This is a genomic window from Aliiroseovarius sp. (genome assembly GCF_030148435.1).
Taxonomy (GTDB): Bacteria; Pseudomonadota; Alphaproteobacteria; order Rhodobacterales; family Rhodobacteraceae; genus JASBTN01.
The window spans coordinates 38,517-64,517 of sequence record NZ_JASBTN010000054.1 but is presented as its reverse complement, the minus strand read 5'-3'; the positions used below and the strand labels follow the sequence as shown (position 1 = coordinate 64,517).

30 protein-coding genes and 1 tRNA gene are annotated in these 26,001 nt (G+C 64.0%); 24 read left to right on the top strand and 7 right to left on the bottom strand.

Annotation, left to right across the window (positions count from 1 at the left end; translation table 11 throughout):
- Positions 1-108 precede the first annotated feature (108 nt).
- Genes Q1V43_RS10055 through Q1V43_RS10045 form a run of 3 tightly spaced genes read right to left on the bottom strand, consistent with a single transcriptional unit; the run spans position 109 to position 3,133 of the window.
- Complete coding sequence (locus Q1V43_RS10055) at positions 109-1,125, bottom strand: substrate-binding domain-containing protein (protein WP_300517246.1); 1,017 nt, start codon at positions 1,123-1,125, stop codon at positions 109-111.
- The gene (locus Q1V43_RS10050) at positions 1,095-2,471 is read right to left on the bottom strand and encodes a sensor histidine kinase (protein WP_300517243.1); all 1,377 of its coding nucleotides are present in this window, start codon (positions 2,469-2,471) and stop codon (positions 1,095-1,097) included. The genes Q1V43_RS10055 and Q1V43_RS10050 overlap by 31 nt, the downstream gene beginning before the upstream one ends.
- On the bottom strand, positions 2,468-3,133 hold the full coding sequence (locus Q1V43_RS10045; RefSeq protein ID WP_300517241.1) for a response regulator transcription factor: 666 nt from the start codon (positions 3,131-3,133) through the stop codon (positions 2,468-2,470). Before Q1V43_RS10045 ends, Q1V43_RS10050 begins: the two co-directional genes overlap by 4 nt.
- A 121-nt stretch (positions 3,134-3,254) precedes the next feature.
- Between Q1V43_RS10045 and Q1V43_RS10040 the strand changes: the two genes are divergently transcribed.
- The 4 genes from Q1V43_RS10040 to Q1V43_RS10025 all read left to right on the top strand — a co-directional run bounded on the left by Q1V43_RS10040 (position 3,255) and on the right by Q1V43_RS10025 (position 8,357).
- The gene (locus Q1V43_RS10040; protein WP_300517239.1) at positions 3,255-4,229 is read left to right on the top strand and encodes a tripartite tricarboxylate transporter substrate-binding protein; all 975 of its coding nucleotides are present in this window, start codon (positions 3,255-3,257) and stop codon (positions 4,227-4,229) included.
- A 271-nt stretch (positions 4,230-4,500) separates the two neighbouring features.
- Positions 4,501-4,983 (top strand): tripartite tricarboxylate transporter TctB family protein, encoded by a 483-nt coding sequence (locus tag Q1V43_RS10035; protein ID WP_300517236.1) that lies wholly within the window; start codon positions 4,501-4,503, stop codon positions 4,981-4,983.
- Between the two features lie 11 nt (positions 4,984-4,994).
- Entirely contained in the window at positions 4,995-6,509 is a 1,515-nt protein-coding gene (locus tag Q1V43_RS10030; RefSeq protein WP_300517233.1) for a tripartite tricarboxylate transporter permease, read from the top strand.
- A gap of 228 nt (positions 6,510-6,737) precedes the next feature.
- A complete protein-coding gene (locus Q1V43_RS10025; RefSeq protein WP_300517230.1) occupies positions 6,738-8,357 on the top strand; it encodes a tryptophan halogenase family protein in 1,620 nt (539 codons plus the stop codon).
- Positions 8,358-8,668: 311 nt separating this feature from the next.
- Here Q1V43_RS10025 and Q1V43_RS10020 read toward each other — a convergent pair whose 3' ends face one another.
- Positions 8,669-8,869, bottom strand: coding sequence for a hypothetical protein (locus Q1V43_RS10020; RefSeq protein ID WP_300517227.1), 201 nt, complete (start codon positions 8,867-8,869; stop codon positions 8,669-8,671).
- Between the two features lie 193 nt (positions 8,870-9,062).
- On the opposite strand from Q1V43_RS10020, the gene Q1V43_RS10015 reads away from it, so the two are divergent.
- From Q1V43_RS10015 to Q1V43_RS10000, 4 genes are all read left to right on the top strand, one after another.
- Positions 9,063-10,304, top strand: coding sequence for a PqqD family protein (locus Q1V43_RS10015; RefSeq protein WP_300517225.1), 1,242 nt, complete (start codon positions 9,063-9,065; stop codon positions 10,302-10,304).
- Between the two features lie 383 nt (positions 10,305-10,687).
- Positions 10,688-10,846 carry a hypothetical protein gene (locus Q1V43_RS10010; RefSeq protein ID WP_300517223.1) on the top strand — a complete coding sequence of 53 codons (159 nt, stop codon included), beginning with the start codon at positions 10,688-10,690 and terminating at the stop codon, positions 10,844-10,846.
- Positions 10,847-11,512, top strand: a complete 666-nt coding sequence (locus tag Q1V43_RS10005) for a response regulator transcription factor (RefSeq protein WP_300517221.1) — start codon at positions 10,847-10,849, stop codon at positions 11,510-11,512.
- Entirely contained in the window at positions 11,509-12,864 is a 1,356-nt protein-coding gene (locus Q1V43_RS10000) for a HAMP domain-containing sensor histidine kinase (protein ID WP_300517219.1), read from the top strand. Before Q1V43_RS10005 ends, Q1V43_RS10000 begins: the two co-directional genes overlap by 4 nt.
- Before the next feature lie 263 nt (positions 12,865-13,127).
- Here Q1V43_RS10000 and Q1V43_RS09995 read toward each other — a convergent pair.
- Positions 13,128-13,203: transfer RNA gene (locus tag Q1V43_RS09995), tRNA-Ala, on the bottom strand.
- Between the two features lie 88 nt (positions 13,204-13,291).
- A complete protein-coding gene (locus Q1V43_RS09990) occupies positions 13,292-13,618 on the bottom strand; it encodes a TIGR02300 family protein (protein WP_300517217.1) in 327 nt (108 codons plus the stop codon).
- 119 nt (positions 13,619-13,737) lie between these two features.
- Between Q1V43_RS09990 and Q1V43_RS09985 the strand changes: the two genes are divergently transcribed.
- Both Q1V43_RS09985 and Q1V43_RS09980 read left to right on the top strand, forming a co-directional pair.
- Positions 13,738-14,442, top strand: coding sequence for a SprT family zinc-dependent metalloprotease (locus Q1V43_RS09985; RefSeq protein WP_300517215.1), 705 nt, complete (start codon positions 13,738-13,740; stop codon positions 14,440-14,442).
- Positions 14,443-14,473: 31 nt separating this feature from the next.
- On the top strand, positions 14,474-15,124 hold the full coding sequence (locus tag Q1V43_RS09980) for a GntR family transcriptional regulator (protein ID WP_300517212.1): 651 nt from the start codon (positions 14,474-14,476) through the stop codon (positions 15,122-15,124).
- A 94-nt stretch (positions 15,125-15,218) separates the two neighbouring features.
- Here the strand turns inward: Q1V43_RS09980 and Q1V43_RS09975 are convergent, their stop codons facing one another.
- Complete coding sequence (locus tag Q1V43_RS09975; protein WP_300517210.1) at positions 15,219-15,818, bottom strand: NAD(P)H-dependent oxidoreductase; 600 nt, start codon at positions 15,816-15,818, stop codon at positions 15,219-15,221.
- Between the two features lie 110 nt (positions 15,819-15,928).
- On the opposite strand from Q1V43_RS09975, the gene Q1V43_RS09970 reads away from it, so the two are divergent.
- The 14 genes from Q1V43_RS09970 (at position 15,929) to rpmE (ending at position 25,935) form a co-directional block, all read left to right on the top strand.
- Positions 15,929-16,792 (top strand): LysR family transcriptional regulator, encoded by an 864-nt coding sequence (locus Q1V43_RS09970; protein ID WP_300517206.1) that lies wholly within the window; start codon positions 15,929-15,931, stop codon positions 16,790-16,792.
- A gap of 64 nt (positions 16,793-16,856) precedes the next feature.
- Positions 16,857-17,747 carry a DMT family transporter gene (locus Q1V43_RS09965; protein ID WP_300517203.1) on the top strand — a complete coding sequence of 297 codons (891 nt, stop codon included), beginning with the start codon at positions 16,857-16,859 and terminating at the stop codon, positions 17,745-17,747.
- Positions 17,748-18,020: 273 nt separating this feature from the next.
- The gene (ffh, locus tag Q1V43_RS09960; protein WP_300517201.1) at positions 18,021-19,538 is read left to right on the top strand and encodes a signal recognition particle protein; all 1,518 of its coding nucleotides are present in this window, start codon (positions 18,021-18,023) and stop codon (positions 19,536-19,538) included.
- 3 nt (positions 19,539-19,541) lie between these two features.
- The gene (locus tag Q1V43_RS09955; RefSeq protein WP_300517200.1) at positions 19,542-20,090 is read left to right on the top strand and encodes a GNAT family N-acetyltransferase; all 549 of its coding nucleotides are present in this window, start codon (positions 19,542-19,544) and stop codon (positions 20,088-20,090) included.
- Positions 20,087-20,623 carry a GNAT family N-acetyltransferase gene (locus Q1V43_RS09950; protein WP_300517197.1) on the top strand — a complete coding sequence of 179 codons (537 nt, stop codon included), beginning with the start codon at positions 20,087-20,089 and terminating at the stop codon, positions 20,621-20,623. The genes Q1V43_RS09955 and Q1V43_RS09950 overlap by 4 nt, the downstream gene beginning before the upstream one ends.
- Positions 20,620-20,928 (top strand): chorismate mutase, encoded by a 309-nt coding sequence (locus Q1V43_RS09945; protein WP_300517196.1) that lies wholly within the window; start codon positions 20,620-20,622, stop codon positions 20,926-20,928. The genes Q1V43_RS09950 and Q1V43_RS09945 overlap by 4 nt, the downstream gene beginning before the upstream one ends.
- Before the next feature lie 57 nt (positions 20,929-20,985).
- Entirely contained in the window at positions 20,986-21,351 is a 366-nt protein-coding gene (rpsP, locus tag Q1V43_RS09940) for a 30S ribosomal protein S16 (protein WP_300517195.1), read from the top strand.
- Between the two features lie 5 nt (positions 21,352-21,356).
- Positions 21,357-22,007: a 5,6-dimethylbenzimidazole synthase gene (gene bluB, locus Q1V43_RS09935; RefSeq protein WP_300517192.1), complete on the top strand. Its 651-nt coding sequence runs from the start codon at positions 21,357-21,359 to the stop codon at positions 22,005-22,007.
- Between the two features lie 63 nt (positions 22,008-22,070).
- Entirely contained in the window at positions 22,071-22,580 is a 510-nt protein-coding gene (gene rimM / locus Q1V43_RS09930) for a ribosome maturation factor RimM (protein WP_300517190.1), read from the top strand.
- Positions 22,581-22,599: 19 nt separating this feature from the next.
- The gene (locus Q1V43_RS09925) at positions 22,600-23,382 is read left to right on the top strand and encodes a hypothetical protein (RefSeq protein ID WP_300517187.1); all 783 of its coding nucleotides are present in this window, start codon (positions 22,600-22,602) and stop codon (positions 23,380-23,382) included.
- A complete protein-coding gene (locus Q1V43_RS09920) occupies positions 23,379-24,182 on the top strand; it encodes a hypothetical protein (protein WP_300517184.1) in 804 nt (267 codons plus the stop codon). The genes Q1V43_RS09925 and Q1V43_RS09920 overlap by 4 nt, the downstream gene beginning before the upstream one ends.
- A gap of 39 nt (positions 24,183-24,221) precedes the next feature.
- Positions 24,222-25,040, top strand: a complete 819-nt coding sequence (gene trmD, locus Q1V43_RS09915; protein ID WP_300517181.1) for a tRNA (guanosine(37)-N1)-methyltransferase TrmD — start codon at positions 24,222-24,224, stop codon at positions 25,038-25,040.
- A gap of 287 nt (positions 25,041-25,327) precedes the next feature.
- Positions 25,328-25,702, top strand: a complete 375-nt coding sequence (gene rplS / locus Q1V43_RS09910) for a 50S ribosomal protein L19 (protein WP_300517179.1) — start codon at positions 25,328-25,330, stop codon at positions 25,700-25,702.
- A gap of 11 nt (positions 25,703-25,713) precedes the next feature.
- A complete protein-coding gene (gene rpmE / locus Q1V43_RS09905) occupies positions 25,714-25,935 on the top strand; it encodes a 50S ribosomal protein L31 (RefSeq protein ID WP_300517176.1) in 222 nt (73 codons plus the stop codon).
- Positions 25,936-26,001 lie beyond the last annotated feature (66 nt).

The following is a 26,001-nucleotide window of genomic DNA, read 5'->3' as shown; positions in this document are numbered from 1 at the left end:
CGTTAGGCCCACCAAATCTCAATTCCAGCATTGATCGTGCTCTGAACAGGCAAGTCGGCACCTGCTTTGCTGTCGGCTCCGGCAATAGCGGTCCGCGCGTCAGTTCCCCTATTTTTGCAAAATGGCATCTTCCCATTCGGACAGGAAGGCGCGTTTCTTGAGTTGGTCCAGGAACACCAGAAGGCCGGGGCCTATCCGGATGCGGTTCAGGGCCGTCTCGACCAGGCTCAGATCAAGCGCATCGTTGGTCAGAGGTTGGGCGTTCGCTCCGTGAGATCGCTCAAGCAGATGGTCAATGAACTGGCCCGAGAGGTCTTTCGACCGGGTGTTATGGGGTATCAACGCCGTGCGCAGCATGACGGTGGTGTAGTCGGATGGCAGAATGATCGCGAAATCCTCGCGGTCCTCACGGTTGATCGCATAGCTGCCCAGCACATTGTAGGCGATCAGCAACTCGCCGCTTTTCACCGCCTCGATCATATCCGAGGAACAGCAGTACAATCGCACACCAAGCCCGCCCATCACCTCGGTCAGGCGCCAGTAGGTTTCGGATGCGCGCGTGTCCTGCGTTGCAAACAGGTAGCCCAGCCCGGATTGACGGACGTCATAGGTGCCAACCCGGTTGCGGAAAAGGTCGGGGTGTTCGCGCAGAAGGTTGATCAGGTCGTGCCGGTTGCGGGGGATGGGCAGGTCCCCGAACGCGGATTTGGAGACCACGATCGTGGCGGGTTCCTGCGTGAACGCGAACAGCATGTCGTTCCACCTGGCCCACTCCGGCAGGGATTCGGTGGCGGAGGACCAGTGTTTGCGCGCCCAGCCATCATTGGCAAGCTTGGTCTGCAGGTCCATGGCGCTGGAAATGGCCAGGTCGAAAACCTCGCCCTCATCCACGATGGCCTTCTGAAGTTCCGTGGAACTCGCGACGGTATAGTCGATCGCCATGCCCGGCCGTGTGGCAAGGAAGGATGTGATCATCGGTTCGAAAAACGCGATATCGGCGGTCGAGATGATCCTGAGCACCTCTGTGCTGCCGGCCGGGCCGAACCGTTCAAAGCTTTCCGTCTCGAAGGCATTGGCCCATCCGGCCGTGAATGTCAGGACAAGGGAAAGTGCAAACTGACGCATGCGCCACCTCCGGGGTTGTTGCTGATCCGCATGTGGCCACCGTGGGCTTCGGTCACTTCTTTCACGATGGTCAACCCAAGCCCGGAACCGACGACGCTCTGCGCGTTGCTGCCACGGGAAAACCGCTGCGCAAGCTGGCCAAGTTCAGCCTCGGGGAAACCCAGCCCGTTGTCAGCGACCGTCACCACGGCGACATCGTCGCCAAGCGCAAGGGCGACAGCGACATCAGAGCCGGGGGGGGCGTATTTCACCGCGTTGTCCAGCAGGTTGTGCAGCGCGTTTTGCAACAGGATCGGGTCGCCCTGGATCGTCGCGTCCGCGGTGCCCGTGACCTCCATGCCGATGTCCTTCAATTCGGACATCGGGCGCAGGCGTTCCACGGCATCCTGTATCAGCCGGAGCAGGCTGATCCTTTCATTGGCCAGGTGATCCAGCCGGAATGTGACCATGGCATGGTCCAGCAACTGCCCGGCGGTGCGCGAACTGTCGTCTATGGCGTGGATCATTTCCTTCAGGGCGGCACGGGTGTCGGGGTCGTCGGTCTTGCGTTGAACGATTTCGGCCTTGGTGCGGACGATGGCCAGTGGCGTGCGCACCCGATGCGCCGCTTCGGCGATGAAGTCCTCGGAGCGCAACAGGGAACGGTGCAGCCGCCGCATGAAGGAGTTCAGGGAGGCAACCAGCGGGACCATCTCGGACGGGACGGGCGCCGCGACCGGGCGCAGGTCCTTGGGACCCCGGCGCGAAACCGATGCGGTCAGTCGATCCAGCGGGTGGATCGTACTGCGGGCAATGATCGCCGCGATCAGGACAGACAGCAGAAAGAAACCGCCCCCGATCCCCAGCGAAGTGCGTGATATGCGCGCCAGGGCCTGTTTCTGCCCCGATAGGGTTTGCGCAACGGAGACCTGAATGTAGCTTTGCCCCCCATCCGTGGACACAGGTCGACGGACTGCCGCAATGCGCACCTCTTCACCCAGAAAGGGTGCCGACAGATAAACCGGCCTCCCGCCAGGGGCCGGATTGGTCCGGGGCAGGTCGGGGTAGCCGCTGAGAAACTCGTTTTCCAGGCGGATCGCGTAGAAGACCCGCTCCTCGGAGATACTGTCCAGCATCGACAGGGCGGAATAGGGCAGATCGACATTGACCTGTCCGTTGACAAACCGCGCACTGTCCAGAATCGACAGGGCCGAGGCCACCAGGACATTGTCCTGGCTTTCCTGTGCGGTCTGGCGCGCCACGGATTGCACCACGAAATACACCACGACTGCCAGAACCGCCGCGCTGGCCAGCAATGACAGCAATAGGCGGCGGCGGATCGAACCATGGGCCGTGGGTGTGCTCATTCCGTTTCTAACTTGTAGCCAAGCCCTCTGATCGTCGTGATTTTCACGGTCGACGCCTGCAGGTGCCGCCTGAGCCGCGCAACATACACCTCGATCGCGTTCTCCGTGACATCTTCGTCGTAGGAAAACAGCCGGTCCACGAGGGCGGACTTCGAAAAGACCTGCCCGGGAGCGTTTGCCAGCACCTCGAAAAGGCGCAGTTCCCGGGTGCGCAACTGGATATCGCGATCCGCGACCTTGAGCGTACCGGAAAGCGAATCGAAACGCAGATCACCAAGGGTCAGCAGGTTGTGCGCCGCCCCCCCGCGGCGGCGCAGCACCGCCCGGCATCGGGCTTCAAGCTCGGAAAAGTCGATCGGTTTGACCATGTAGTCATCCGCACCAAGATCGAGAATCCCTACCCGATCCGAAACCTCCGACCGGGCGGTCAGAACGATGACCGGCGTTTTCGATTTTTGGTTGCGGTGCGTTTCCAGAAATGACCGACCGTCTCCATCCGGGAGCATAATATCCAATAAAATCAAATCGTAGCTGGTGGTGTCCGTGAAGCTGCAAGCAGTCTGAAGATCAGGCGCGTGATCGACCACATGGCCGTCAAGCATCAGCCTGTCGACCACCGCCTCGGCAAGTTGCGCATTGTCTTCGATCAACAGGAACCGCATGGGGGGTCTGGTTTCTCCATTTGTCTTTTTTTGACGGTGTCAGCTTTGTGTCAGCTTGGGGCGTCAGTGTCTTCCGACATGAGCGGCAAGCGCCGCCAATGTCAAATGGGAGGACCAAGACATGACACTATCACTGGGCCGTCGCGCCCTTCTCGCAGCCATGGCGGCATTTGCAGTTTCCGGGCCAGTCGCGGCCGAGCCTGTTGTCGACGCCATCCACTTCCTGATCCCCGGCGGGGCGGGCGGTGGCTGGGATGGCACCGCGCGCGGCACAGGCGAGGCCCTGACCGGCGCAGGTCTGGTCGGCACCGCGTCCTACGAGAACATGTCCGGTGGTGGTGGCGGCAAGGCCATCGGCTACCTGATCGAGAATGCGGAAAGCCAGTACGGCACGCTGATGGTGAACTCTACCCCCATCGTGATCCGCTCGCTGACCGGTGTGTTCCCGCACAACTTCCGCGACCTGACCCTGGTCTCGGGCACCATCGGAGACTATGCCGCGCTGGTCGTGGCCGAGGACAGCCCGTTGAACTCGATGGATGACCTGCTGGCCGCATTTGATGCGGACGCCTCGTCCACGGCGATCGGTGGCGGCTCGGTTCCCGGTGGCATGGATCACCTGGTGGCTGCCATGGTGATGGAGGCCGCAGGCAAGGATGCGCTGGCCGTGAAATACATCCCCTATGACGCCGGCGGGAAAGCCATGGCCGCGCTGTTGTCAGGAGAGATCAAGGCGCTGTCGACCGGTTTCTCCGAAGCGGTGGCCCTGGCCGAGGCCGGTGAGGTCAAGATCCTCGGCGTGACTTCGGACGAACGTGTGGACGCCTATGGCGACGCGCCCACGATGAAGGAACAGGGTATCGATACGACCTTCGTCAACTGGCGCGGGTTCTTCGGCGCACCGGGCCTGCCGGCTGACAAGCTGGCCGCCTATCAGGACGCCATCGCCAAGATGTACGCCACACCCGAATGGGAAGCCGTGCGCGCCCGCAACGGTTGGGTGAACATTCACAACTCGGGCGATGATTTCCGTGCCTTCCTGGAAGGCCAGGAACAGGTCATCGGCGACCTGATGAGAAAGCTCGGCTTCCTCTGAAACCTTCGGGTGCGAGGGGCGCTGCCCCTCGCGCTCCCCGAGGTATTTGAGGCAAGAGGAAGGGGAGAGCACGCGCGTACCCTCCCCGGATGGAAGGAAATACCTTCCCCTTGCACGGTCATCGGCTCCTCAGCCTGTACCGTGATCCCACCTTAGGCCGGGATTGGTTAACAATCTCTTTCCTCTTGCCCGAAATACCTTGGGGTGAATTGAGCCGCAGGCTCAAGAGGGGCAACGCCCCTGACGCCAACAGAAAAAATGGAGGGCTCCGATGGCACTGGACCGCTGGGTTGCATTCGTCATTCTCTGCATCGCATTGGCCTATGGCTATGCCGCGTTTTTCACCATGGACGGGCAGTTGCCGCCCTTCATGCAGCGCAATCCGATCTGGCCGAGCACCTTCCCGAAGGTTCTTGCGGTCCTCACGGTTCTGACCTCGCTGTTCATCCTGCTGGGGCTGGAGAAGCCCGCCAACGACGGAAAAGCACCTGACATCGATTACCGGCGTCTTGGGGATTACAACCTGATCCAGGCCGTGCTGCTGCTGGGGCTGATGGTGGCCTATGCGCTGCTGCTGCGCCCGGCGGGGTTCCTGCTGGCGACATTCGGTTTCCTGTCCGTCGGCGCCTTCGCCCTTGGCGAGCGCAAGTTTCACATCCTTTTGCCCGTCGCCGGCATCGCCAGTTTCGCAGTCTGGTACCTTGTCGACGAGGTTCTGGGCATTTTCCTGCGCCCCTGGCCATTCTTTATCTGAGGAGATGAGACATGCTTGAAGGACTTCTGCTTGGCCTCGCTGCCGCCTTCTCAATTCAGAACCTGTTTATGGTGGTCGCCGGTTGTCTGATCGGCACGTTCATCGGCATGCTGCCGGGTCTCGGGCCGATGTCGATCATCGCGATCATGATCCCGGTTGCCATCACCATCGGCGACCCTTCCGCCGCCCTGATCCTGTTGGCCGGTGTGTACTACGGGGCCATCTTTGGCGGCTCCACCTCGTCGATCCTGCTCAACGCCCCCGGCGTGGCAGGGACCGTGGCCTCCAGCTTCGACGGATATCCGATGGCCCGAAAGGGACAGGCCGGCAAGGCGCTGACCATTGCGGCCATCTCCTCCTTCGCGGGCGGAAGCATCGGCGCGCTGCTGCTGATGGTCTTTGCCCCGATGCTGTCAACCGTTGCCCTGCTGTTCCACTCGGCCGAATACTTTGCGCTGATGGTCGTGGGCCTGTCGGCCATCGCGGCTTTCGCCGGAACCGGAAACGTGGCAAAGGCGGTGCTGATGACCCTGCTCGGGCTGGTCATGGCGACCGTGGGCGAAGGTGTGCTGTTCAACATGCCTCGGTTCACCATGGGGCTGATGGACCTGCAGTCGGGCTTCAGCTTCATCACCCTGGCCATGGCGATGTTCGCCCTGCCCGAGGCGCTGTTCCTGGTTCTGAACCCGGGCCGTTCGATCCAGGGCAGCGGTGGCAAGATCGAGAATCTGCGCATCACCCGTGAGGAGGGGCGCAAGATCGCCCCGGTGATCGGACGGCAGTCGATCCAGGGCTTCTTCATCGGCGTGTTGCCGGGTGCCGGAGCGACCATCGCGTCGTTCCTGGGGTATGCGGTCGAGCGCAACATCGCGAGCAAGGAAGAACAGGAGGAATTCGGCGATGGCTCGATCAAGGGCCTCGCCGCGCCCGAGACCGCGAACAATGCCGCCTGCACCGGTTCTTTCGTCCCCCTGTTGACGCTGGGCATTCCCGGCTCGGGGACAACTGCGATCCTGTTGGGGGCGCTGATCGCGCTGAACGTGACGCCGGGCCCGCGCCTGATGATTGATGAGCCACAGATCTTCTGGGCGGTCATCATCTCGATGTACATCGGCAATCTGGTCCTGCTGGTGCTGAACCTGCCGCTGATCCCCTATATCGCCAAGGTGCTGTCCATCCCGCGCAACTACCTGATCCCTTTCATCCTGTTCTTCACGCTGATGGGCAGCTACATCGGCCAGAACAATGCGACAGAGCTGCTGATCCTCGTCGGCATGGGAATCTGCGCCACGATCCTGAAATTCGCCGATTACCCGCTGGCGCCCCTGCTGATCGGTTTCATTCTGGGAGGGATGCTGGAGGACAACTTCTCGCGGTCCATGCAGCTCTATGACGGAATTGGGTTTATCCTTGATCGGCCGATGACCCTTGGTCTGCTGGTGATAGCCGTTCTGCTGGTGATCGTTCCCAGCTACCGCGCGCGCCGCGCCAAGGCCCGGCAGGCAGGTGTCGCCGAAGGGGATTGATCCGCTAAATGGGCTCGCCATCCCGAATCGCGCGCGCCACCCCGCACCTCCAAATGCCCGGCCCTGACGGGGCCGGGACATCGTGGGTCAGCGGCAGGGCGTGTCGGTCCGATTCTCTTAACCTCGCCTGGCGCCAAAAACTCCTGCGGGGCTTTCGCCAGCATGCGGTTCTGGTTAGCCTTCGTTCTCAGCAAGCATTCGAACAGGTTTGATTGAGGAGGGGAAAGCGTGGGAGAGCCGATCAAGACGGTTACGATTGTTGGAGGGGGCACGGCAGGGTGGCTGGCGGCAATCATGCTGCGTACCCTGTCCGAGGACAGCCTGAAGATCCAGTTGATCGAAAGCCCGAACATTCCAACCGTCGGGGTTGGCGAGGCCACGGTGCCGCAGATGCCGGCAACCCTGAAGATGCTGAAAGTGCCGTTGCAGGAGTTCTTTCGCCGCTGCAACGCCTCGTTCAAGCTGGGGGTGATGTTTCGGCAATGGAATGTCGGGCCGGACGGCAAGCTGATCGACTATCTGAACCCGTTCGGCCGCCCGGTGCAGATTGGTGGGGCTGAGGCCTGTCACTTTCATCACGCCTTCGGATCGGGCGGGCGCGATTTCTGCCAGACCTTTACCCCCAACCTGGATCTCGTCGAGGCCAACAAGGGGCCCTTCTCGCTGGAGACCGGCACGGTTCACGCCCTCGCGGGCTACGCCTATCACCTGGATGCCGGCGAGTTTGCCAAGATGCTGTCCGAGCTTGGCGCCGAACGCGGGGTCGAGCATATCCTGGACGATGTTGAGGGGGTCGAACTGGACGACCGGGGCTATGTTGCCGCGGTGCAGCTCAAGGAACGCGGGCGCCATCCGGTCGAGCTTGTGATCGATTGTACCGGGTTCAGGGGGCTGATTATCAACAAGGCGCTCAAGGAGCCCTTTATCGACTATTCGAAATACCTGGGCAACGACCGCGCAATGGCGTTGCAGATCCCGCATCCCGATCCGAAAGCAATCGCCTCGTGCACCACCTCCACCGCATTGGGTGCCGGGTGGAGCTGGCGGGTGCCGCTTTTCCACCGGATTGGGACCGGGTATGTCTATTCCAGCGCGCACCGCACGGATGACGAGGCGCGTGACGAATTCATGGCGCATCTGGGCTCCGATGCGCCCAAGGGGGCCGAACCGCGGGTGATTCCGATGCGGGTGGGCCGCACGCGCAATGCCTGGGTCAAGAACTGCATTGCCATCGGCCTGTCCAGCGGGTTCATCGAGCCGTTGGAATCTACGGCGATCCACATGATCGACCTGGGGATCCAGCGGCTGATTTCCTATTTCCCGGACAGTGATTTCGACGATGCGCACCGGAACCGCTACAACAAGACCATGAATGCGCTCTATAGCGAAGTGCTGGATTTCATCTGCCTGCACTACGCCTTGGGCAACCGGACCGACAGCCAGTACTGGATCGACGCCCGGACCGAGCTGGAAGTGCCCGACCGGCTGGCCGAAAACCTTGAACTGTGGAAACACCAGCCACCGACACCGTTGGATCTGGAGACGGATAACCTGTTCAATCATCCGACCTATCAGGCGGTGTTGATGGGCAAGAGGGTCTATGAGACCGGTTATGGCTCCGGCACGTTCTCCAGGCGCATCGCGCTGAGCCAGGAGGCTTGGGCCAAACACCTGATGGAGTTCTCCCGCAAGCGGGCAGAAGTTGTGCGCACCTGTGCCGACCACCGTCTTGGTTTGCTGGCGATACGGGGCGAGCTGAAGAAGGGCGCAGTGTCGAACAAGCAGGGGACCATCAGCGTAAATCCCACGCGGATCAAGGTCGGGTCGGGCAGTCCCGGGCTGTTCTGAATTGTGAGGAACACGGAAAGCCGACCCTGGCTGCACGGTGTCGGCCGGGTGCAAAGGTCAAGCCCGTCCGGATCGGCCCGATTTGGCTGGGGCGTCACCGGGGCGCCAATACCCGCCGGCGCCCCTCCCTGACAAAACGCTGACAATCCGGTTCAGCCAATTGAAGGAAGTCATCGGCTACCAGAGCATGGGGCGTGATTCACTGCACGCCCGCACAATTGATGAAGGACAGAGCAAATGACCAAGAAACAAGACAAAGCAATTTCCCGACGCCGGGCGTTGACCGGGATCGGCGGCTTCGCCCTGGTGGCCTATACCGCACCCGCAATGACCACGCTTTCGGCGGCACATGCCTCCACCTCGTCGTCCAGCGCAGCCTCCGCTGCCTCCGAGGCTTCCGCCGCCTCCGAACCCTCGGAAGCCAGCACTCCGTCGGCGGCCAGCGCGACCTCGACCCCCAGCGCGACCTCGACCCCCAGCGCCACCAGCAGCCCGAGCACACCGGAAACCATGACCGGGTCTCAATGTGAAGGCGCCGGGGGCACGGTACGGCTGCGCGACGACGGCGTTTCGGTCTGCGACATGTAACCCGGCAGGGGCGTTCCCCCGAACTGGCGGCCTGCCCTGCAAGCAACGGGCGGGCCGGATTGCGTTGATGCCCGGGGGAATTTCGCTAGCATGCATGCATCAACTCGGGAATGGATCGTGACAGAAACGCGGTATTTGCAGATCGAAGGATTGGAGCATCCCGTCGCGCTTGAGAAAGCCGCGCCGATCGAGCCGCTGATTTCCACCATCCTGGCCGTCTGGCCGCACCGGATCGCGGAAACTCCGACCGGCGCACCGCCCTTTGCAACGATCCGGCCGCAGGGCGAAGACCGTTGGCAGGTGATCACTGCGGATGCCCCGGAGGCACCGCGAGCCTGGGACGGTCTCAATACCGTGTGTGATCTCGTGGCGGAAATGGCCTGGGAGCGGTTGCGTTCCGATCCCGCGCTGCTGTGTCTCCATGCCGCTGCCGTTGATTTCGGGGGGCGCCTTGTCGTCTTTCCCAATGCCAGGCGCGCGGGAAAGAGCACATTGGCCATTGCCCTGGCACGGCGCGGCCTGCCGCTCTACACCGACGATTTTCTACCTGTGCGTCTCGACGCAGAGACCGGAACCTGCGCCGGGGTGGCGAACGGCGTGTTGCCGCGACTTCGCCTGCCGCCATACGCCGGGATCAGCCAGGCGTTTCGAAATGCCGTGGACCGTGACAGCGGCCCCTCGAACCGCCAGTACAAATACCTGGCGGAGCTGCCGGTTGCCCATTGGGGTGAGATGTTGCCCCTTGGGGCCATGGTGGTGCTGGATCGTCAGGACGCGCCAACCCGGCCGCAATTGAGCGCAATGGCGCGCGAAGATGCTCTTGCAAGCCTTATCACGCAGAACTTCGCCCGCACGCGCCATGCAGGTGCGATCCTGCGGTCCATCGACGTCGTGACGCGGCACCTGCCGATCCATCGCCTGCGCTACCATTGCGCGGAAGAAGCGGCTGCCTATCTGTCGACACATCCCGACCTGAAGGCACTTCCGGCGACCTCGCCTGCCGAACTTGTGCGCGATGACCGACAGGCGCCGCTGGAGCGGCCCTTTGAACCCGCTGCGACGTTCACCCCGGACCACCGCTATCAACAGGCGCCGGGCGTGACCGGAACCGTGGCCGGAGAGGATTGTTTCCTGGCCGACGGATCGGGGCGCGGCATTTTCCGCCTGAACCCGGTGTCGGCGGCGATCTGGACGCTGCTGGAGGAACCGACCGACCTGGCCGAGGTCACGGAAATCCTCACCTCGGCCTTTCCCGATATTGCCGCCGACCGGATCGCCACGGATTGTACCCGGCTGATGTGCGATCTGGCGCGGGCCCGGCTCATCTGCCCGGCGCCCCGGGAGGGGATCACGCAGTGACCGGCGGCAAACGCATATCCCGCCGGGCGGCTCTCGCCCGGCTTGGGCTGGGGGTCGCCGGTGTCTACACGACGCCCGGTCTGGTCGGTCTGAGCCGGGCCCACGCCGCGTCCGGCTCTGCCGCCAGCGCCGCGTCGGCGGCCAGCCCGGCAACTCCACCCAGTCCGGCTACGCCCCCCTCATCCCCAAGCCCGCCGAGCGGACCAAGTGACCCGTCGGAGCCCGGTGACTCCACCGGCGGCCTGAGCGCCCCGAGCGGTCCGGGCGCGTGCCGAAGCTCCTCGCTTGAGGGGGAGGCCCAGATTTCGCGGCGAGACTACCAGCGGGCCCAGCGCGCGATCGCGCGGGGCGACGCGCAGCCGTTGCGGGAGGTTCTGAAAAACGTGCGCTCCGAACACCCGGGCAGGGTTCTGCAGGTCGGGTTCTCGGAAAAAGGGGGGCGTGCGGCCTTCCAGGTGCTGATCGTCGATCCATCCGGCGCGGTGATTTCGGTATCCGTTGACGCGGGCTCCGGCCTGGTTACGAACATGTGGAAGTGCTGAATGCGTATTCTGATTGTGGAAGACGAACACAAGATCGCCGAGCTGATCGCCGATGTCCTGCAAGGCGAAGGGTTTATCCCCGAAATCGCCCGCGACGGAGAGGAAGGCTGGTTCCTGGGCAGCACCGAACACTACGCCGCCGCGGTGCTGGACATTGGCCTGCCCAAGCGCGACGGCCTGTCGGTATTGCGCAGCTGGCGCGAAGAGGGGTTGGATCTGCCGGTCATCCTGCTGACGGCGCGCGCGAACTGGAACGAGCGGGTCGAAGGGATCGATGCCGGTGCGGACGATTATCTGGGCAAACCCTTCCAGATGGAAGAGCTCGTTGCCCGTCTGCGGGCCCTTCTGCGCCGGTCGAGCGGGCAGAAGGTCACGGTGCTGGAAGCCGGACCGCTCAGGATCGACTTGCGACAGATGCGGGTCTCGGTCGATGGGCGACCGGTAAAGGTCACGCCTCTTGAGTACCGGCTGCTGAACTACCTGATGCACAACCGGGGGCAGGTCGTGAGTCAGGAGGAGCTGGCCGAAAGCATCTATTTCCGCGACCAGGAACCCGACAGCAACGCGATCGAGGTCCTTGTCGGGCGCCTGCGTCGCAAGATTGGCGGTGGCGTGATCGAAACCCGTCGCGGCTTCGGCTATCTGATCGGGGATGATCCCGAATGAGGATGTCGCTCAGCCTTCGCCTGCTGCTGGCCGCCGCTGTCACGACCGCGCTGGCGCTGGTGGCGACGGCGATTGTGTTCAACTTCCTGTTCCGCCTCTATTTCGAAGAGCGGGCGCGTAACGAGCTTGAGACCTATCTGGTCCTTCTGAGCGGGAATGTGGTGGTGCGGCCCTCCGGCGAGGTCGTTGTCATCCCGATAGCGGATCCGCGTTTCGACCAGGCCCTGTCCGGTTACTACTGGCAGGTCCAGGTCGATGATGCCGAGCCGATGCTGTCACCGTCCTTCTGGGCGGCGCCCCTGGTGCTGGACCGCCCGGCGGCACCGGGCGTGATCACTTTCGCCGATGTCACCACCGGGACCGGCGAGGCGGTGGCCGTCGCCAACTGGGTAATCACCATCGGCGAAGCCGAAACGCGGCGCGAGGTCTTCCTGGCTGTCGCCATCGACCGGGCAGATCTTGACAGCTCGGTCTCGGGTTTCCTGGCAAACTCCGTCTTCTGGCTGGCCATTCTCGGCCTGTTTCTGTTCGTGGCAAGCTGGGTCCAGGTCCGGCTGGGCCTGAATCCGTTGCAGAAAATCCGGTCCGAGGTCAGCCGCGTCACCCGCGCCTCAGGGGGCCGGTTGTCCTCCGACTATCCGACCGAGGTGCTGCCACTGGTCGAGGAGGTGAACCTGCTGCTTGACGCGAATGCGATGGCACTTGAACGGGCCCGCGCGCGGGCCGGAAATCTGGCGCACGGGTTGAAGACCCCCCTGACGATCCTGCACGGCGTGGAACGCAAGATGCGGCGTGCCGGCAATGACGCATTGGCGGACGAGTTGCAGGCCGAGATCTCCAGCGTGCGGCACATCGTCGAGCGTGAACTGGCGTCGACCCGGGACAGCCACCAGGTGCTCCGCCACTGTGATGCCGGCCCGATTGTCACCCGCCTGCACCGGGCCCTTGCGCGCCATCCGGGTGCCGAGACCGTTCGCTGGAGCATCGACATGCCAGCCCCCCTGCATGCTCCGTTCGACGAATACGACATGACCGAACTGCTGGGAAACCTGCTGGACAACGCCCTGAAATGGTCGGAAAGCCGGGTCGTGGTCAGCGGCGGACGGGACGGCACCCGGGCCTTTCTGGCGATCGAGGACGATGGTCCGGGCATCCCGGAAAATGCGCGAGCCTCCGTGCTGGAGCGCGGCGCGCGGCTGGACCCGAGCCAGCCCGGAACCGGGCTGGGTCTGAACATCGCAAACCGGATGGCCCTGGCCCACGGGTGCAGCCTGTCCTTGCAGGAGTCGTCTCTGGGCGGCTTGAAGGTCAGCCTTGCATGGAGCCTGCCCGCAGACCCTGGCGGCAGTTGACCATCCACGCATCCCGGTCAGTTCCCACGACGTGAAACCCGCCATCGGCGAAGCCTGTCATACCTTCGTCTCAACACAATGGGTTTTCTGCACCTGAAAGGCCGCTTCCAACCGTTTCGGCCACCATTACGAGTCATTTCTCACCCATATCGAGTGACAAGATGGTGACACGGGACTGCATGCAAAATGGTGACAACGCACCCGACAAGCAAGCGGGCACCGCGCAACCTGTTCAAAACACTATCCAATCTGGGAAGGAGATTTGGTGGAGCCTAGGGGAGTCGAACCCCTGACCTCTTGCATGCCATGCAAGCGCTCTCCCAACTGAGCTAAGGCCCCATCCTGTGCAACGCTGATCGCGTCTGCCCGGGGTATCTAGGCGAAGGCGTGGGGGGGTTCAAGTAAAAAAATCCCCCCAGCCAGTTTTTTAACCGTCGTCGTCGTCGGTCGCGACGTCGGCAATTTCGTCCAGCGAAACGTTGTCGTCATCGTCGTCATCCAGGACATCATCACCCAGATCCACGTCGCTGGTGTCGTCGTCATCTTCCAGCACCGCATCGGCATCATCCACCAGGTCATCCTTCATGGTGGCCTGGTCGGCCTTGTCGGCCACCATGGTGCGGGTGGCTTTGCCGGTTTCGACGTTCACCACTTCGCCGGTGTACGGGCTGACCACCGGATTGGCATTCAGGTCATAGAAACGCTTGCCGGTGGTCGGGCAGACGCGTTTGACGCCCCATTCTTCCTTGGGCATGGTTGGCCCCTTTCCGTGTTCAGTGTCTCTTGCGAAATCTGAGGCCAGTTGCCACAACAGGACCAGACTGTCAAAGGCTTTTGCCCGACAGATATAAACAGGCGGATAACGGGGGCGCAATGCGCAAGGCGGAGGTCTACGTGCTGGCAGGTGAGCCGGAGGTCGAGGTGGTTCTGAAACCCTCGCCCCGGGCAAGACGTCTTTCCCTGCGAGTCTCGCGCCTGGATGGGCGGGTCACGATGAGCATACCGCGCGGTGCGTCACGGCGCGAAGCGGTGCGCTTTGTCCAGGAACGGGCGGATTGGATTCGCACTCATCTGGCCGACCGCCCGGCCGAGCTGCGCCCCCGCCCCGGAGGCACCGTTCTGCTGGAGGGGCGCGAGGTGGCGCTGATCGCGTCCGGCGGACGGGCCGCGCGGATCGAAGATGGCGCGATTCACCTGCCCCTCTCGGCGCCGGAAAAGACCGGGGCACGTCTGGCGGCTCTTCTGAAGACCCTGGCGCGGGACCGGCTGGCCACGGCGTCGGACCGATATGCTGCCCAGGTTGGACGGACCTATGCCAGCCTGACCCTGCGCGACACCCGTTCGCGCTGGGGATCGTGTTCGTCGCGCGGGGGGCTGATGTATTCGTGGCGCCTGGTCATGGCTCCGCCCGAGGTGCTGGACTATGTTGCCGCCCACGAGGTCGCGCATCTGGTGCATATGGATCATTCCCGCGCCTTCTGGGCCCAGGTCGAACGGCTATGCCCGGACTATGCGCATCACCGCGTCTGGCTGCGCGACCATGGGGCGGATTTGCACAGGTACCGTTTCCGCGATTGACGGGCGGCGCATTTGTGATCACAAATACCCCATGGCCAATCCTACCCGTCTTTCCGGCGATGCCGGCTCCGCCCACGAAACCGTCTACCGTGCGCTGCGCACCCGAATCATGCATGGCGAGATGGACCCGGGCGAGGCGCTGACCCTGCGCGGGATCGGCAAACAATATGGTGTTTCGATGACCCCTGCCCGCGAGGCGGTGCGTCGGCTTGCGGCGGAAGGTGCCCTGACCATGTCGAGCTCGGGCCGGGTTACTGCGCCGGACCTGTCCAATGACCGGATCGAAGAGCTTGCCGCAATCCGCGCGCTCCTGGAGCCGGAACTCGCGGCGCGCGCCCTGCCCCGTGCCCACCTGGCCCTGATCGACCGCTTGCGGGCCATCAACGCGCGGGTGTCCGAATTCGTCGCCAAACAGGACGCTGTGGGCTATCTGCGCACCAATCTGGAGTTCCACCGCACCATTTACCTGCGCGCGCAGGCGCCGGCGATGCTGGCGATGCTGGAAACGGTCTGGCTGCAACTTGGCCCGACGATGCGGGCGCTTTATGCGCGGCGCAACCGGTCGGACCTGCAAAAGCACCATCGCATGATCCTGGCCGCCCTCGCCGCCGGGGACGAACCGGCGCTGCGCCTGGCGGTGCGGACGGATGTGACCCAGGGACTGAAGATGCTGGTGAGCTGAGCCCCCCCGCCACGGCAATACAAAAACATCGCCCCCGTGGTGGGGGCGATGCAAGGGCTCTGCCCCGCTTTCATGTCAGCGGGGAAACGGTCGCTCAGGCGGCACGGGTCAGAAGCGAATCAGCTGTCGAGATCACCGCCTCTTCAGCCGCTTTCATCGTGGCTTCCGCATCCACGGCAACGCCCGCAGCATCCACCACGTCGACTTCGGTAATGCCCAGGAAACCCAGCACCTGTTTCAGGTAGGACACCGCAAAGTCATGCGGGGCGCCCGCCGGGGTGCCACCGGAAGCCGCGACAACCACCGCGCGCTTGCCGGTCAACAGGCCTTCGGGACCGGCTTCACCATATTTGAAAGTCACACCGGTACGGGCCACCTGGTCCACCCAGGCTTTCAGCGCCGAGGGCACACCGAAATTGTAGACCGGGGTCGAGATGACCAGGAGATCGGCAGCCCGCAGCTCGGCCACCAGCTCATCCGAGAACGCCAGCGCCTCGTTCTGAGCTTCGGTGCGGGCCTCCGGCGGGGTAAATGTGCCGCTGACCCAATCTTCGGTCAGATGCGGGATGTTCGTGTCGGCCAGGTCGCGGCGGGTCACTTCGCCACCCAGGCGGGCGATCAGCTGGTCGGTCAGTTGGCGGCTGGCCGAGCCCTGTTTGCGGGCGGAGCCATCGATGCGCAGAATGGAAGTCATGGTGTCGATCCTTGTCATGTTGCGTTGACAGGAAGATCGGGCCTTGCGGTGACGAACTCAATCTGAGAGATTTCACAGTGAATGTTCGTTTTTGCACAGAAAGAATCCTCATGGACCATTGGGATGAGATCCGGACTGCCTATCAGGTGGCGAAACATGGCACAGTCAGCGCTGCGGCGGCGGAGCTGGGCGTGCATCATGCCACGGTGATCCGTCATATTGACGCACTGGAGGACCGCCTTGGGGTAAAGCTTTTTCAGCGCCATGCTCGCGGCTACACACCGACCGAGGCGGGCGCGGACCTGGCGCGGGTCGGACAGGCCACCGAGGATCAGCTCAGCCAACTGGGTGCCCGTCTGCAAGGCCAGGGAGAGACGATCTCGGGCGAGCTGGTGATCACGACGCTGGCCGGGTTTTCGAGCCTTTTGGTGCCGGTGGTGGTCTCTTTCCAACAGGCGCACCCGGGGCTTCGCGTGCGTTTCCTGACCGATCAGCGCCTGTTCCGACTGGAATATGGCGAGGCTCATGTGGCGATCCGCGCCGGTGGTCCACCGCAGGAGCCGGACAATGTTGCCCAGCGGTTTCACCAGGTCTGTACCGCGCTCTACGCCGCGCCCTCCTATGTCGAACGCTGCGGCATGCCAACCGAGCAGACCCTGGACCAGCATGATTTCGTGGGGCTTGAAGAGGGGGGCGGGCGCGCACCTTTCATGCGTTGGCTCGACGAACACGTGCCCAAAGAACGCATTACCTTCCGCGCCACGGACGACCGGGCCTGGACCGAAGCCGTCCGCGCCGGCGGTGCCCTGGGCTGGCTGCCCACGGATCAGGCCGAGGGGCTGATCCAAGTCCTGCCACCACGCCCCGAATGGACCTCGCAGCTCTGGCTTGTCACCCATGTCGATCTGCACCGCACCGCCAAGGTGCAGGCCTTCCTGGCCCATCTGAAGCAGGAGGCGCAGGCGTGGGGCTGAGACACCTGGCTTTCACCCCGGACGAGGTGAAGGCCCGAAGCGCAAGCTGCATCGGATCAACCTGATGCACAGCCTGACCCGCGCGTCGCTGTCCGGCCACATGGCCATGGCCCTGTTCGCGGCCCTGGTCGCGGGATCGCATTCACTGGGCGGGCTGGTCGCAAACGAGGTCGCTCCAATTGCCCTGATGTTCGCGCGGTTCGCGCTGGGGGCGGTGGTGGTCGGGGTGCTGGCGGCACTTGGCCCGGGCCTGTCCGGCGCCGATTTCCGCGGTCCCTGGAGGTATTTGCTGACCGGCGGCGTCTTCGCTTTCTATTTCGTGCTCATGTTCGAAGCCCTGAAAACCGCCAATCCCGTATCGACATCGGCGGTGTTCACCCTGACCCCGGTCATGACGGCCGGTTTCGGTTGGCTGATCCTGCGTCAAGTGACGGGCCTGCGAGTCGCTCTGGCCCTTGCGGTCGGGGCGGCGGGCGCGCTTTGGGTGGTCTTTCGCGGTGATCCGGCCGCGGCGCTCAGGTTCCAGATCGGCCGGGGCGAGGTGATCTATTTCATCGGCTGCATAGCACACGCGCTCTACATCCCACTTCTGCGCGCACTGAACCGGGGGGAAAACGGGTTGACTTTTACCTTCGGCGTGCTTGTCGGCGGCACGCTGGTTCTGGGCGTGGCCGGCGCGGGCGAGATCGCCGCCACCGACTGGTCCGCACTGAAACCAGTGGTCTGGGTCACGCTTGGCTACCTCGTCATCGCCTCGACCGCGATCAGCTTCTACCTGCTGTCCTTTGCCTCGATGCGCCTGACCTCGGCCAAGGTCATGGCCTACTCCTACCTTACCCCCAGCTGGGTGATCCTGTGGGAGCTGGGGCTGGGCCACGGCACCCCGCCAGTGGCAGTGCTGGGGGGCGTGATCTTGACGCTGGGTGCGGTGGCGCTGCTTCTGCGCGAGGATTGAGGCGGATTGGCGCCCGTTGCCCACGCCTGTCACAGGGGAAAACGGCGACCGCAAAAGCCTGTTTTGCTTGACTCCCCCTGCCCGCGCGCGTAATCCCCGGCCAACACCCGGAAGTGCGAAAGCTTCCGGTCCTGAGTCGCGAACCAGGATCGCCCCCCGTCAGCGCGTTGCGCCCACGGGGGCGCTTATGGTTTGTCCCCCGGAATTCGGGCTTGGGATCACGCAGCGCCGCCCCTACTTAGGGGTCAACGAAACGGTATAGGAGCCGAAGACATGTTCGAGAGCCTTTCAGACCGCCTGTCCGGCGTCTTCGATCGCCTGACCAAACAGGGCGCTCTGTCCGAGGATGACGTCAAGACCGCCCTGCGCGAGGTGCGCGTGGCGCTGCTGGAAGCCGACGTCTCGCTGCCGGTGGCGCGCGAGTTCATCAAGAAGGTTCAGGAACAGGCCACCGGCCATGCCGTGACCAAATCTGTCACCCCGGGCCAGCAGGTCGTCAAGATCGTGCATGACGCGCTGATCGACACGCTGACCGGCGAAGGCGAACCCGGTGCACTGAAGGTCGACAACCCGCCCGCGCCGATCCTGATGGTCGGCCTGCAGGGCGGCGGCAAGACCACCACCACCGCGAAACTGGCCAAACGCCTGAAGGAAAGGGAAGGCAAGCGGGTGCTGATGGCCTCGCTCGACGTCTACCGCCCGGCGGCCATGGATCAGTTGAAGGTGCTGGGCGACCAGATCGGCGTCGATACGCTGCAGATCGTGCCCGGCCAGAAACCTGTGGACATCGCCAAACGCGCCAAGCAGCAGGCGACCATGGGCGGCTATGACGTCTACATGCTCGACACCGCGGGCCGGTTGCACATCGACGAGGTGCTGATGGGCGAGGTCGAGGACGTGCGTAACGTCGTCACCCCGCGCGAGACCCTGCTGGTTGTGGACGGCCTGACCGGTCAGGTCGCCGTCGAGGTGGCACAGGAGTTCGACGACAAGATCGGCATCTCGGGCGTGGTCCTGACCCGGATGGACGGCGACGGGCGCGGCGGTGCCGCCCTGTCGATGCGCGCCGTCACCGGCAAACCGATCAAGTTCGTCGGTCTGGGCGAGAAGATGGACGCGCTCGAAACCTTCGAGCCCGAGCGCATTGCCGGCCGCATCCTGGGCATGGGCGATATCGTTGCCCTGGTCGAAAAGGCACAGGAAACCATCGAGGCCGAACAGGCCGAGCGCATGATGAAGCGCTTCCAGAAGGGTCAGTTCAACATGAACGACCTGAAGATGCAGCTGGAACAGATGATCAAGATGGGCGGCATGGAAGGCATCATGGGCATGATGCCCGGCATGCAGAAAATGGCCAAACAGGCCGAGGCCGCCGGGATGGACGACAAGGTGCTCAAGCGCCAGATCGCGCTGATCCAGTCGATGACCAAACGCGAACGCGCCAACCCGGCCCTGCTTCAGGCCAGCCGCAAGAAACGCATCGCCGCGGGCGCCGGCATGGAAGTCTCCGACCTCAACAAGCTTCTGAAGATGCACCGGCAGATGTCGGACATGATGAAGAAGATGGGCAAGATGGGCAAAGGCAAGATGCTGAAACAGGCGCTCGGCGGCATGTTCGGCAAGGGCGGCGGAATGCCCGGCGGCATGCCCGACATGAACGACCCCAAGGCGATGGAAGAAGCCGCGAAGGCTCTGGGCGGCAAGATGCCGGGCGGCATGCCCGGTGGCCTTCCCGGTCTGGGCGGCGCCGGCCTGCCCCCCGGCCTGTCCGGTTTCGGCAAAAAGAAGTAACCGATGATCCCCGCCGATTTCCATATCGACACACCCCGGCTGACCCTGCGTTTGCCCCGGATGGAGGACTTCCCGACCTGGGAAGCCTTCGCCGCGTCCAAGCGTGCGCAGTATATCGGTGGCCCTTACGACAAGCGCAACGCCTGGCGTGCCTTCGCCCATGTGGCGGGCCAATGGATGCTGCGCGGCTACGGTTCCTTCGTTTTCTGCGAAAAAGGCTCGGACAAACCGCTGGGCCTGACCGGCCCCTGGCACCCCGAGGACTGGCCGGAACGCGAGATCGGCTGGACCGTCTGGTCCCCCGAGGCCGAAGGCAAGGGTTATGCCTTCGAAGCCGCCCTGGCCGCCCGCGCCCATGCGTTCGAGACCCTGGGCTGGGACACCGCCGTCAGCTATATAGATGCGGACAATGCCCGCTCCATCGCGCTGGCCGAACGGCTGGGCTGCACCCTGGACGAGGACGCCGAAAAACCCGACAGCGACCTGCCGCCCTGCCTGGTCTATCGTCACCCCGCCCCCGATGCGGATGGCAGCCCGGAGGCATATGCATGACCTCTTTCACCATCCCGACCCTGGAAACCGACCGCCTGTTCCTGCGCGCCCCGCGGGAGGAGGATTTCGCGGCGGAGTACGACTTCTTCGCCTCCGACGCCTCGCGTTTCGTCGGCGGCCCGCTGCCCCCGCACCGCACCTGGCGCGCCTTGGCCACCGTGATTGGCCACTGGGCCCTGCGCGGGTTCGGGTTCTGGGCGCTGGAGGACAAGGCGACCGGCACCTATCAGGGCCGGGTCGGGTTGTGGTTCCCGATGGGCTGGAAGGAACGCGAAATCGGCTGGACCCTGATGCCCCACGCCACCGGGCACGGTTACGCAACCGAAGCCGCCATAGCTGCCCGTGCCCACGCCTACGAGCTGCTGGGCTGGGACAGCGCGATCTCGCAGATCGATCCGGCAAACACGGCCTCCAAAGCCGTCGCTCGCCGCTTGGGCGCCCGTTTTGAGAGCCATTATGAAGACCCCGAATACGGGACCATGGAAATCTGGCGGCACCTGTCGGCCGCAGCTGTGAAGGAGGCCGCCCAATGAGCCACGACGGCATCGATTCCGTTTCCCGCGCCGCCGAGATCCTGAAAGGGCACCGCGAGAGCATCGACCGGCTCGACGCGATCCTCGTCTACACGCTGGGCGAGCGGTTCAAACACACCCAGGCCGTGGGGAAACTCAAGGCCGAACACGACCTTCCCCCGTCCGATCCCACGCGCGAAGCGGCGCAGATCGAACGGCTCGAAGACCTGGCAACCCGGGCCGACCTGGACCCGGAATTTGCCAAGAAATTCCTGAACTTCATCATCGAAGAAGTCATCAGGCACCACAAGAAACATCAGGAATGACGGGGTCATAACGACAAGAACGGCCCCTTCAAATAGCTACGAATAGGAGAACACATCATGGCTATGAAAATCCGTCTGGCCCGTGGCGGCTCGAAAAAGCGCCCCTTCTACCGCGTTGTTGCCGCCGATACGCGCATGCCGCGCGACGGCCGCTTCATCGAGAAGCTGGGCACCTACAACCCGCTGCTGCCGAAAGACTCGGAAGAGCGCATCAAGCTGGACATGGAACGTGTGCAGTACTGGCTGGACCAGGGCGCCCAGCCGTCGGACCGTGTGAGCCGCTTCCTGGAAGCCGCCGGCGTCATCGCCAAGAAAGAGCGCTCGAACCCGAAGAAGGCCGAGCCGGGCAAGAAAGCCCAGGAGCGCGCTGAAGAGAAAGCCGCCAAGGCTGCCGAAGCTGCCGAAGCTGCGGCCGAGGAATAAGGCCCATGTCGGGTCTGGCATCGGGCCGGGAGGCGTTTTCGACCGGTTTCCGGGCCGACCTGCTGGACCTGATGCGCTGGCGGCGCGACGTGCGCCGTTTTCGCACCGATCACGTGGACGAGGCAGTGCTGATGCGCTGCCTCGACACGTTTTCGCTGGCCCCCTCCGTGGGCCTGTCGGAACCCTGGCGCCTGGTCCGTGTGGACAGCGCTGACGCGCGGGACGCCGCGCTTGAGAATTTCCGCGCCGAGAACGCCCGCGCCCTCGACGGCTACGACGGCGACAAGGCCCGGATTTACAGCACCCTGAAGCTCTCGGGCATGCAGGAAGCTCCGGTTCAACTGGCGATCTTCTGCGACGAGGCCACGGCCAAGGGGGCAGGCCTTGGCGCAGCCACAATGCCCGAAACCCGTCGCTATTCGGTGGTCGGCGCGGTCACACAGTTCTGGCTTGCCGCCCGGGCCGAGGGGCTGGGCGTCGGCTGGGTCTCGATCCTCGATCCCGAACGCCTGACCCGCGACCTCGACGTGCCTGCCGACTGGCGGCTGGTTGCCTACCTGTGCGTGGGCTGGCCGGAAACGGTCTCGGACACGCCCGAACTGGTGAACGCCGGTTGGGAAAACCGCTGCGCCGCCCTGCCGATCCAGTCACGTTGACCCTTGCACCGCCGGCGTGGATCAAGGACAAAGGCTGCAAGACCAGAACAGGGGGCCTAACCCATGTCCGATACGATCTGCGTGGGCGCCATCAGCGGCGCATTCGGCGTCCGCGGCGACGTCCGACTGAAAAGCTTCTGTGCCGATCCCGGCGCGATAGCCGACTATGGCACCCTGGCGTCGGAAGACGGCACTCGGCGCTTTGACATCACCCTTACCGGCCCGATCAAGAACGGGTTTTCGGCGCGTATCGATGGGGTCGAAACCAAGGAACAGGCCGATGCGTTGTCCGGGGTGCGGCTCTATGTGGCGCGCGACTCCCTGCCTGCCCTGCCGGATGACGAGTTCTACCACACCGACCTGATCGGCCTTGCGGTTTTCGACACCGGCGGTGTCGAGGTGGGGCGCGTCACAGCGGTGAACAACCACGGTGCTGGCGACTTTCTCGAGATCGAAGGCCCGGGCATTCGCAACACCGCGCTTCTGCCCTTCACGCGAGACGCGGTGCCGACCGTCGACCTGAGCGCGGGCCGCATCATCATCGACCCGCCCGACGGGGTACTGCCCGAATGACACGGCGGGAGGCCCAGCCATGAGCCCCCCGCGCATCCTCGTCCACGCCGGGTTCTACAAGACCGGCACCACCAGCCTGCAGGGGTTCCTGGCCGACAACCGCGCGGCCCTTGCGCCGTGGTTTGCCTATTACGGGCAGGGGGATTTCCATGGTGCTGGAGCACGGGCGCGGGAATATGCCCAGGCGCCTTTCCCGAACGGGCTGAAGGCCTTCCGCCTTGCTCTGCGCCGGTTTCTTTCCGAGGTGCCGGACGGAACCGACCTGGTTCTCTCGCGCGAAAACTTCACCGGCGCCATGCCCGGCCACCGCGATTGGCTGGGGCGTCCAATCACCGGCTTTCCCGCGGCGAAACCGCTGCTGCGCGACCTCAGGAAGGAGCTGTTTCGCCGCTTCGGCCCGGACACGCGGGTCGAAATCCTGTTTACAACCCGAACGCGCGAGGCCTGGCTGCGATCCGTGCACGGGCATCTTCTGCGGTCGATCCGCCTGGAGGACGACTTCGACGACTTCGCCCGGCGGTTCAGGTCTCTGGGCACACTGGAGGAGGAAGCGCGTCGATTGGATGCGGATCACATCAGCCGGGTCGAGGCATTCTTCGACCATCCGGCGGGCCCGGCAAAAGCGGTGCTCGACCTGATGGGTGTGCCGGAAGCGACCCAGGCCAGCCTGACCCCGGCCCGCCACCGCAACGCCGGGCAGAGCGGTGTGCTCAAAGCCGAATTCCTGCGGCTGAACCGATCCGGACTGTCGAAACCCGAGCTCAAGGCCGCCAAGGCGACCTTGTTGGAGCGGGGCTCGTGACCTCTCAGCGCATCATCCTGCACCCGGGGTTTCACAAGACCGGCACCACGACAGTGCAAAAATGCCTGCACATGAACGGGCCGCAAATCTGGCCCAGCACCGCGCTTGGGCTGGGGTTCAAGTTTCCCGATCTTCTGCATGCCTCGCGCGGGTTCTCGACCTGGCGCGACCCTTTCACGCTTGAAAAGTTCGCGCTGCGCATGGGGGCTTTCCTGGCACAGCTCGACCTGCCGCCTGACCGCAAGCTGGTTATCAGCGCCGAGGAGCTGGCAGGCCACCTGCCCGGACGGCGCGACGTCCCGGATTATAGCGCCCTGCCCGAGCTGATGGCACGGGCGGTCGAGGTGTTCGAGGCGCAGTATCCGCACGGCATCGACCTGACGATCTGCCTGTCGACCCGGGCTGCCGATACCTGGCTCGACAGCGCCTGGGCCGAACATGTCAAGGCTTCGCGCATGGTGCTGGACCTTGACGCATTCCGCGCACGCCATGCCGCTGCCGCCGACCTGGGCGGTATGGTTGCGGCGGTGAGGGACGCGGTGGACCACCCGGTGGTAAGCTGGCGGCTGGAGGACACATGGGACATGCCGCTGGGGCCCGCGCAGCCGCTCATTGACCTGATCGGCCTGCCCCCGGCCAACCGCGCGGCAATGATACCCGCGCCGGAGCAGAACGCCCGCATGCCCCGAGAGGTGTTGGAGGAAATGCTGGAGCTGAACCGCTCGGACCTGGAGCCTGACGCCTTGAAGGCCGCAAAACAGGCGGCGGCCGCACGTCACGCACATTCGGCGCGCGGCTGACCGCTTTTCTCCGCCCCGCAGGCAGGTTATGCAGGCGTCATGAGCGACACACCCAAATCCAAGCCGATGCGATCCCATGGCCGCGTGGCGGTCCGTCCAACCCTGCATCCGCGCGATCTGATGGCCTCGAGCCCGCAGTTGCAGGGGGTCTGGACGGCAAAGATCATTACCCTGTTTCCCCAGGCCTTTCCCGGCGTATTGGGCGAAAGCCTGACCGGCAAGGGGCTGAAGGACGGGCTGTGGGATTTGGAGTCGATCGACCTGCGCCGATTCGGCGAGGGCAAGCACCGCAATGTGGATGATACACCCGCAGGTGGCGGGGCAGGCATGGTGCTGCGCCCGGACGTGCTGGGCAATGCGCTGGACATGGCCTCGGCCGGCACGCCGCTGGACCGGGCCCGATGGCCGGTGGTCTACATGTCGCCACGCGGGCGGCGATTTGACCAGGCGATGGCGCGGCAGTTTGCGGCGGCCGAGGGCATGACGATCCTCTGCGGTCGGTTCGAGGGCGTGGATGAGCGGGTGCTGGAAGAATATGCGATTCAGGAGGTCAGCCTCGGCGACTTTGTCCTGACCGGGGGGGAGATCGCCGCGCAGGCCCTGCTGGACGCCACAGTCCGGCTGATTCCCGGCATGCTGGGTAATTCCGACAGTATCGAGGAGGAAAGCTTCTCTCAGGGGCTGCTCGAACATCCGCAATACACCCGTCCGGCGGAGTGGCGAGGGCGCGGCATTCCCGAGGTTCTGACCTCGGGGCACCACGGCAAGGTCGAGGAATGGCGCCGCGAGATGAGCGAGAAAATCACCCGCGAGCGCCGCCCGGACCTGTGGAAAAAGCACCTCGCGGACAAGGGCTGACCTGTCCGGGGCACCGGCAGCCGTGTTTTCCGACCGTGTGGCAAACTTGGCGAATCCCCCTTGATCCACAGGGCCAATAAGCCTATACCCCGCCCGTCCGGGACCGGAATCGGCCCCAGGACCTGTTTTGTCGTGGGCACGTGTTTCCGTGCAACGCACCAGGGCGGGCAGTGAGAAGAAATGGCGGCTTACCTCCTGCGGGCGCGAATGCGGACCCGGTGACAACCTGGAGCTCTGGACGGCACACACCTTTGCGGATCAACCGCAGGCAAAAAGGAGAAGATCAGATGGACCTGATCGCTGAACTGGAGGCGGAACAGATTGCCGCCCTGGGGAAAGACATCCCCGACTTCAAAGCCGGCGACACCATTCGTGTCGGCTACAAAGTGACCGAAGGCTCGCGCTCGCGTGTGCAGAACTACGAAGGCGTCTGCATCAGCCGCAAGAACGGCGACGGCATTGCCGGCTCGTTCACCGTGCGCAAGATTTCTTTCGGTGAAGGCGTGGAACGTGTGTTCCCGCTCTACTCGACCAACATCGACAGCATCACCGTCGTGCGCCGTGGCCGCGTGCGTCGCGCCAAGCTGTACTACCTGCGTTCGCGTCGCGGCAAATCGGCCCGTATCGCCGAGGACGCAAACTACAAGCCCAAGAAAGCCTGAGGAACGTCGACATGAAAAAGGATCTGCATCCCGACTATCACATGATCGAGGTCAAGCTGACCGACGGCACCTCGTATCAGATGAAATCCACCTGGGGCGCCGAAGGCGACGTTCTCCAGCTGGACATCGACCCGACCGTGCACCCGGCCTGGACCGGTGGCGGTGCCCGTCTGCTGGACACTGGCGGCCGCGTGTCGAAGTTCAAGTCGAAATACGAAGGCTTCGGCTTCTAAGCCATAACCTGACCGATTTTGCGAAACGCCGCCCCCCGGGGGCGGCGTTTTTCGTTGCCAGATGCG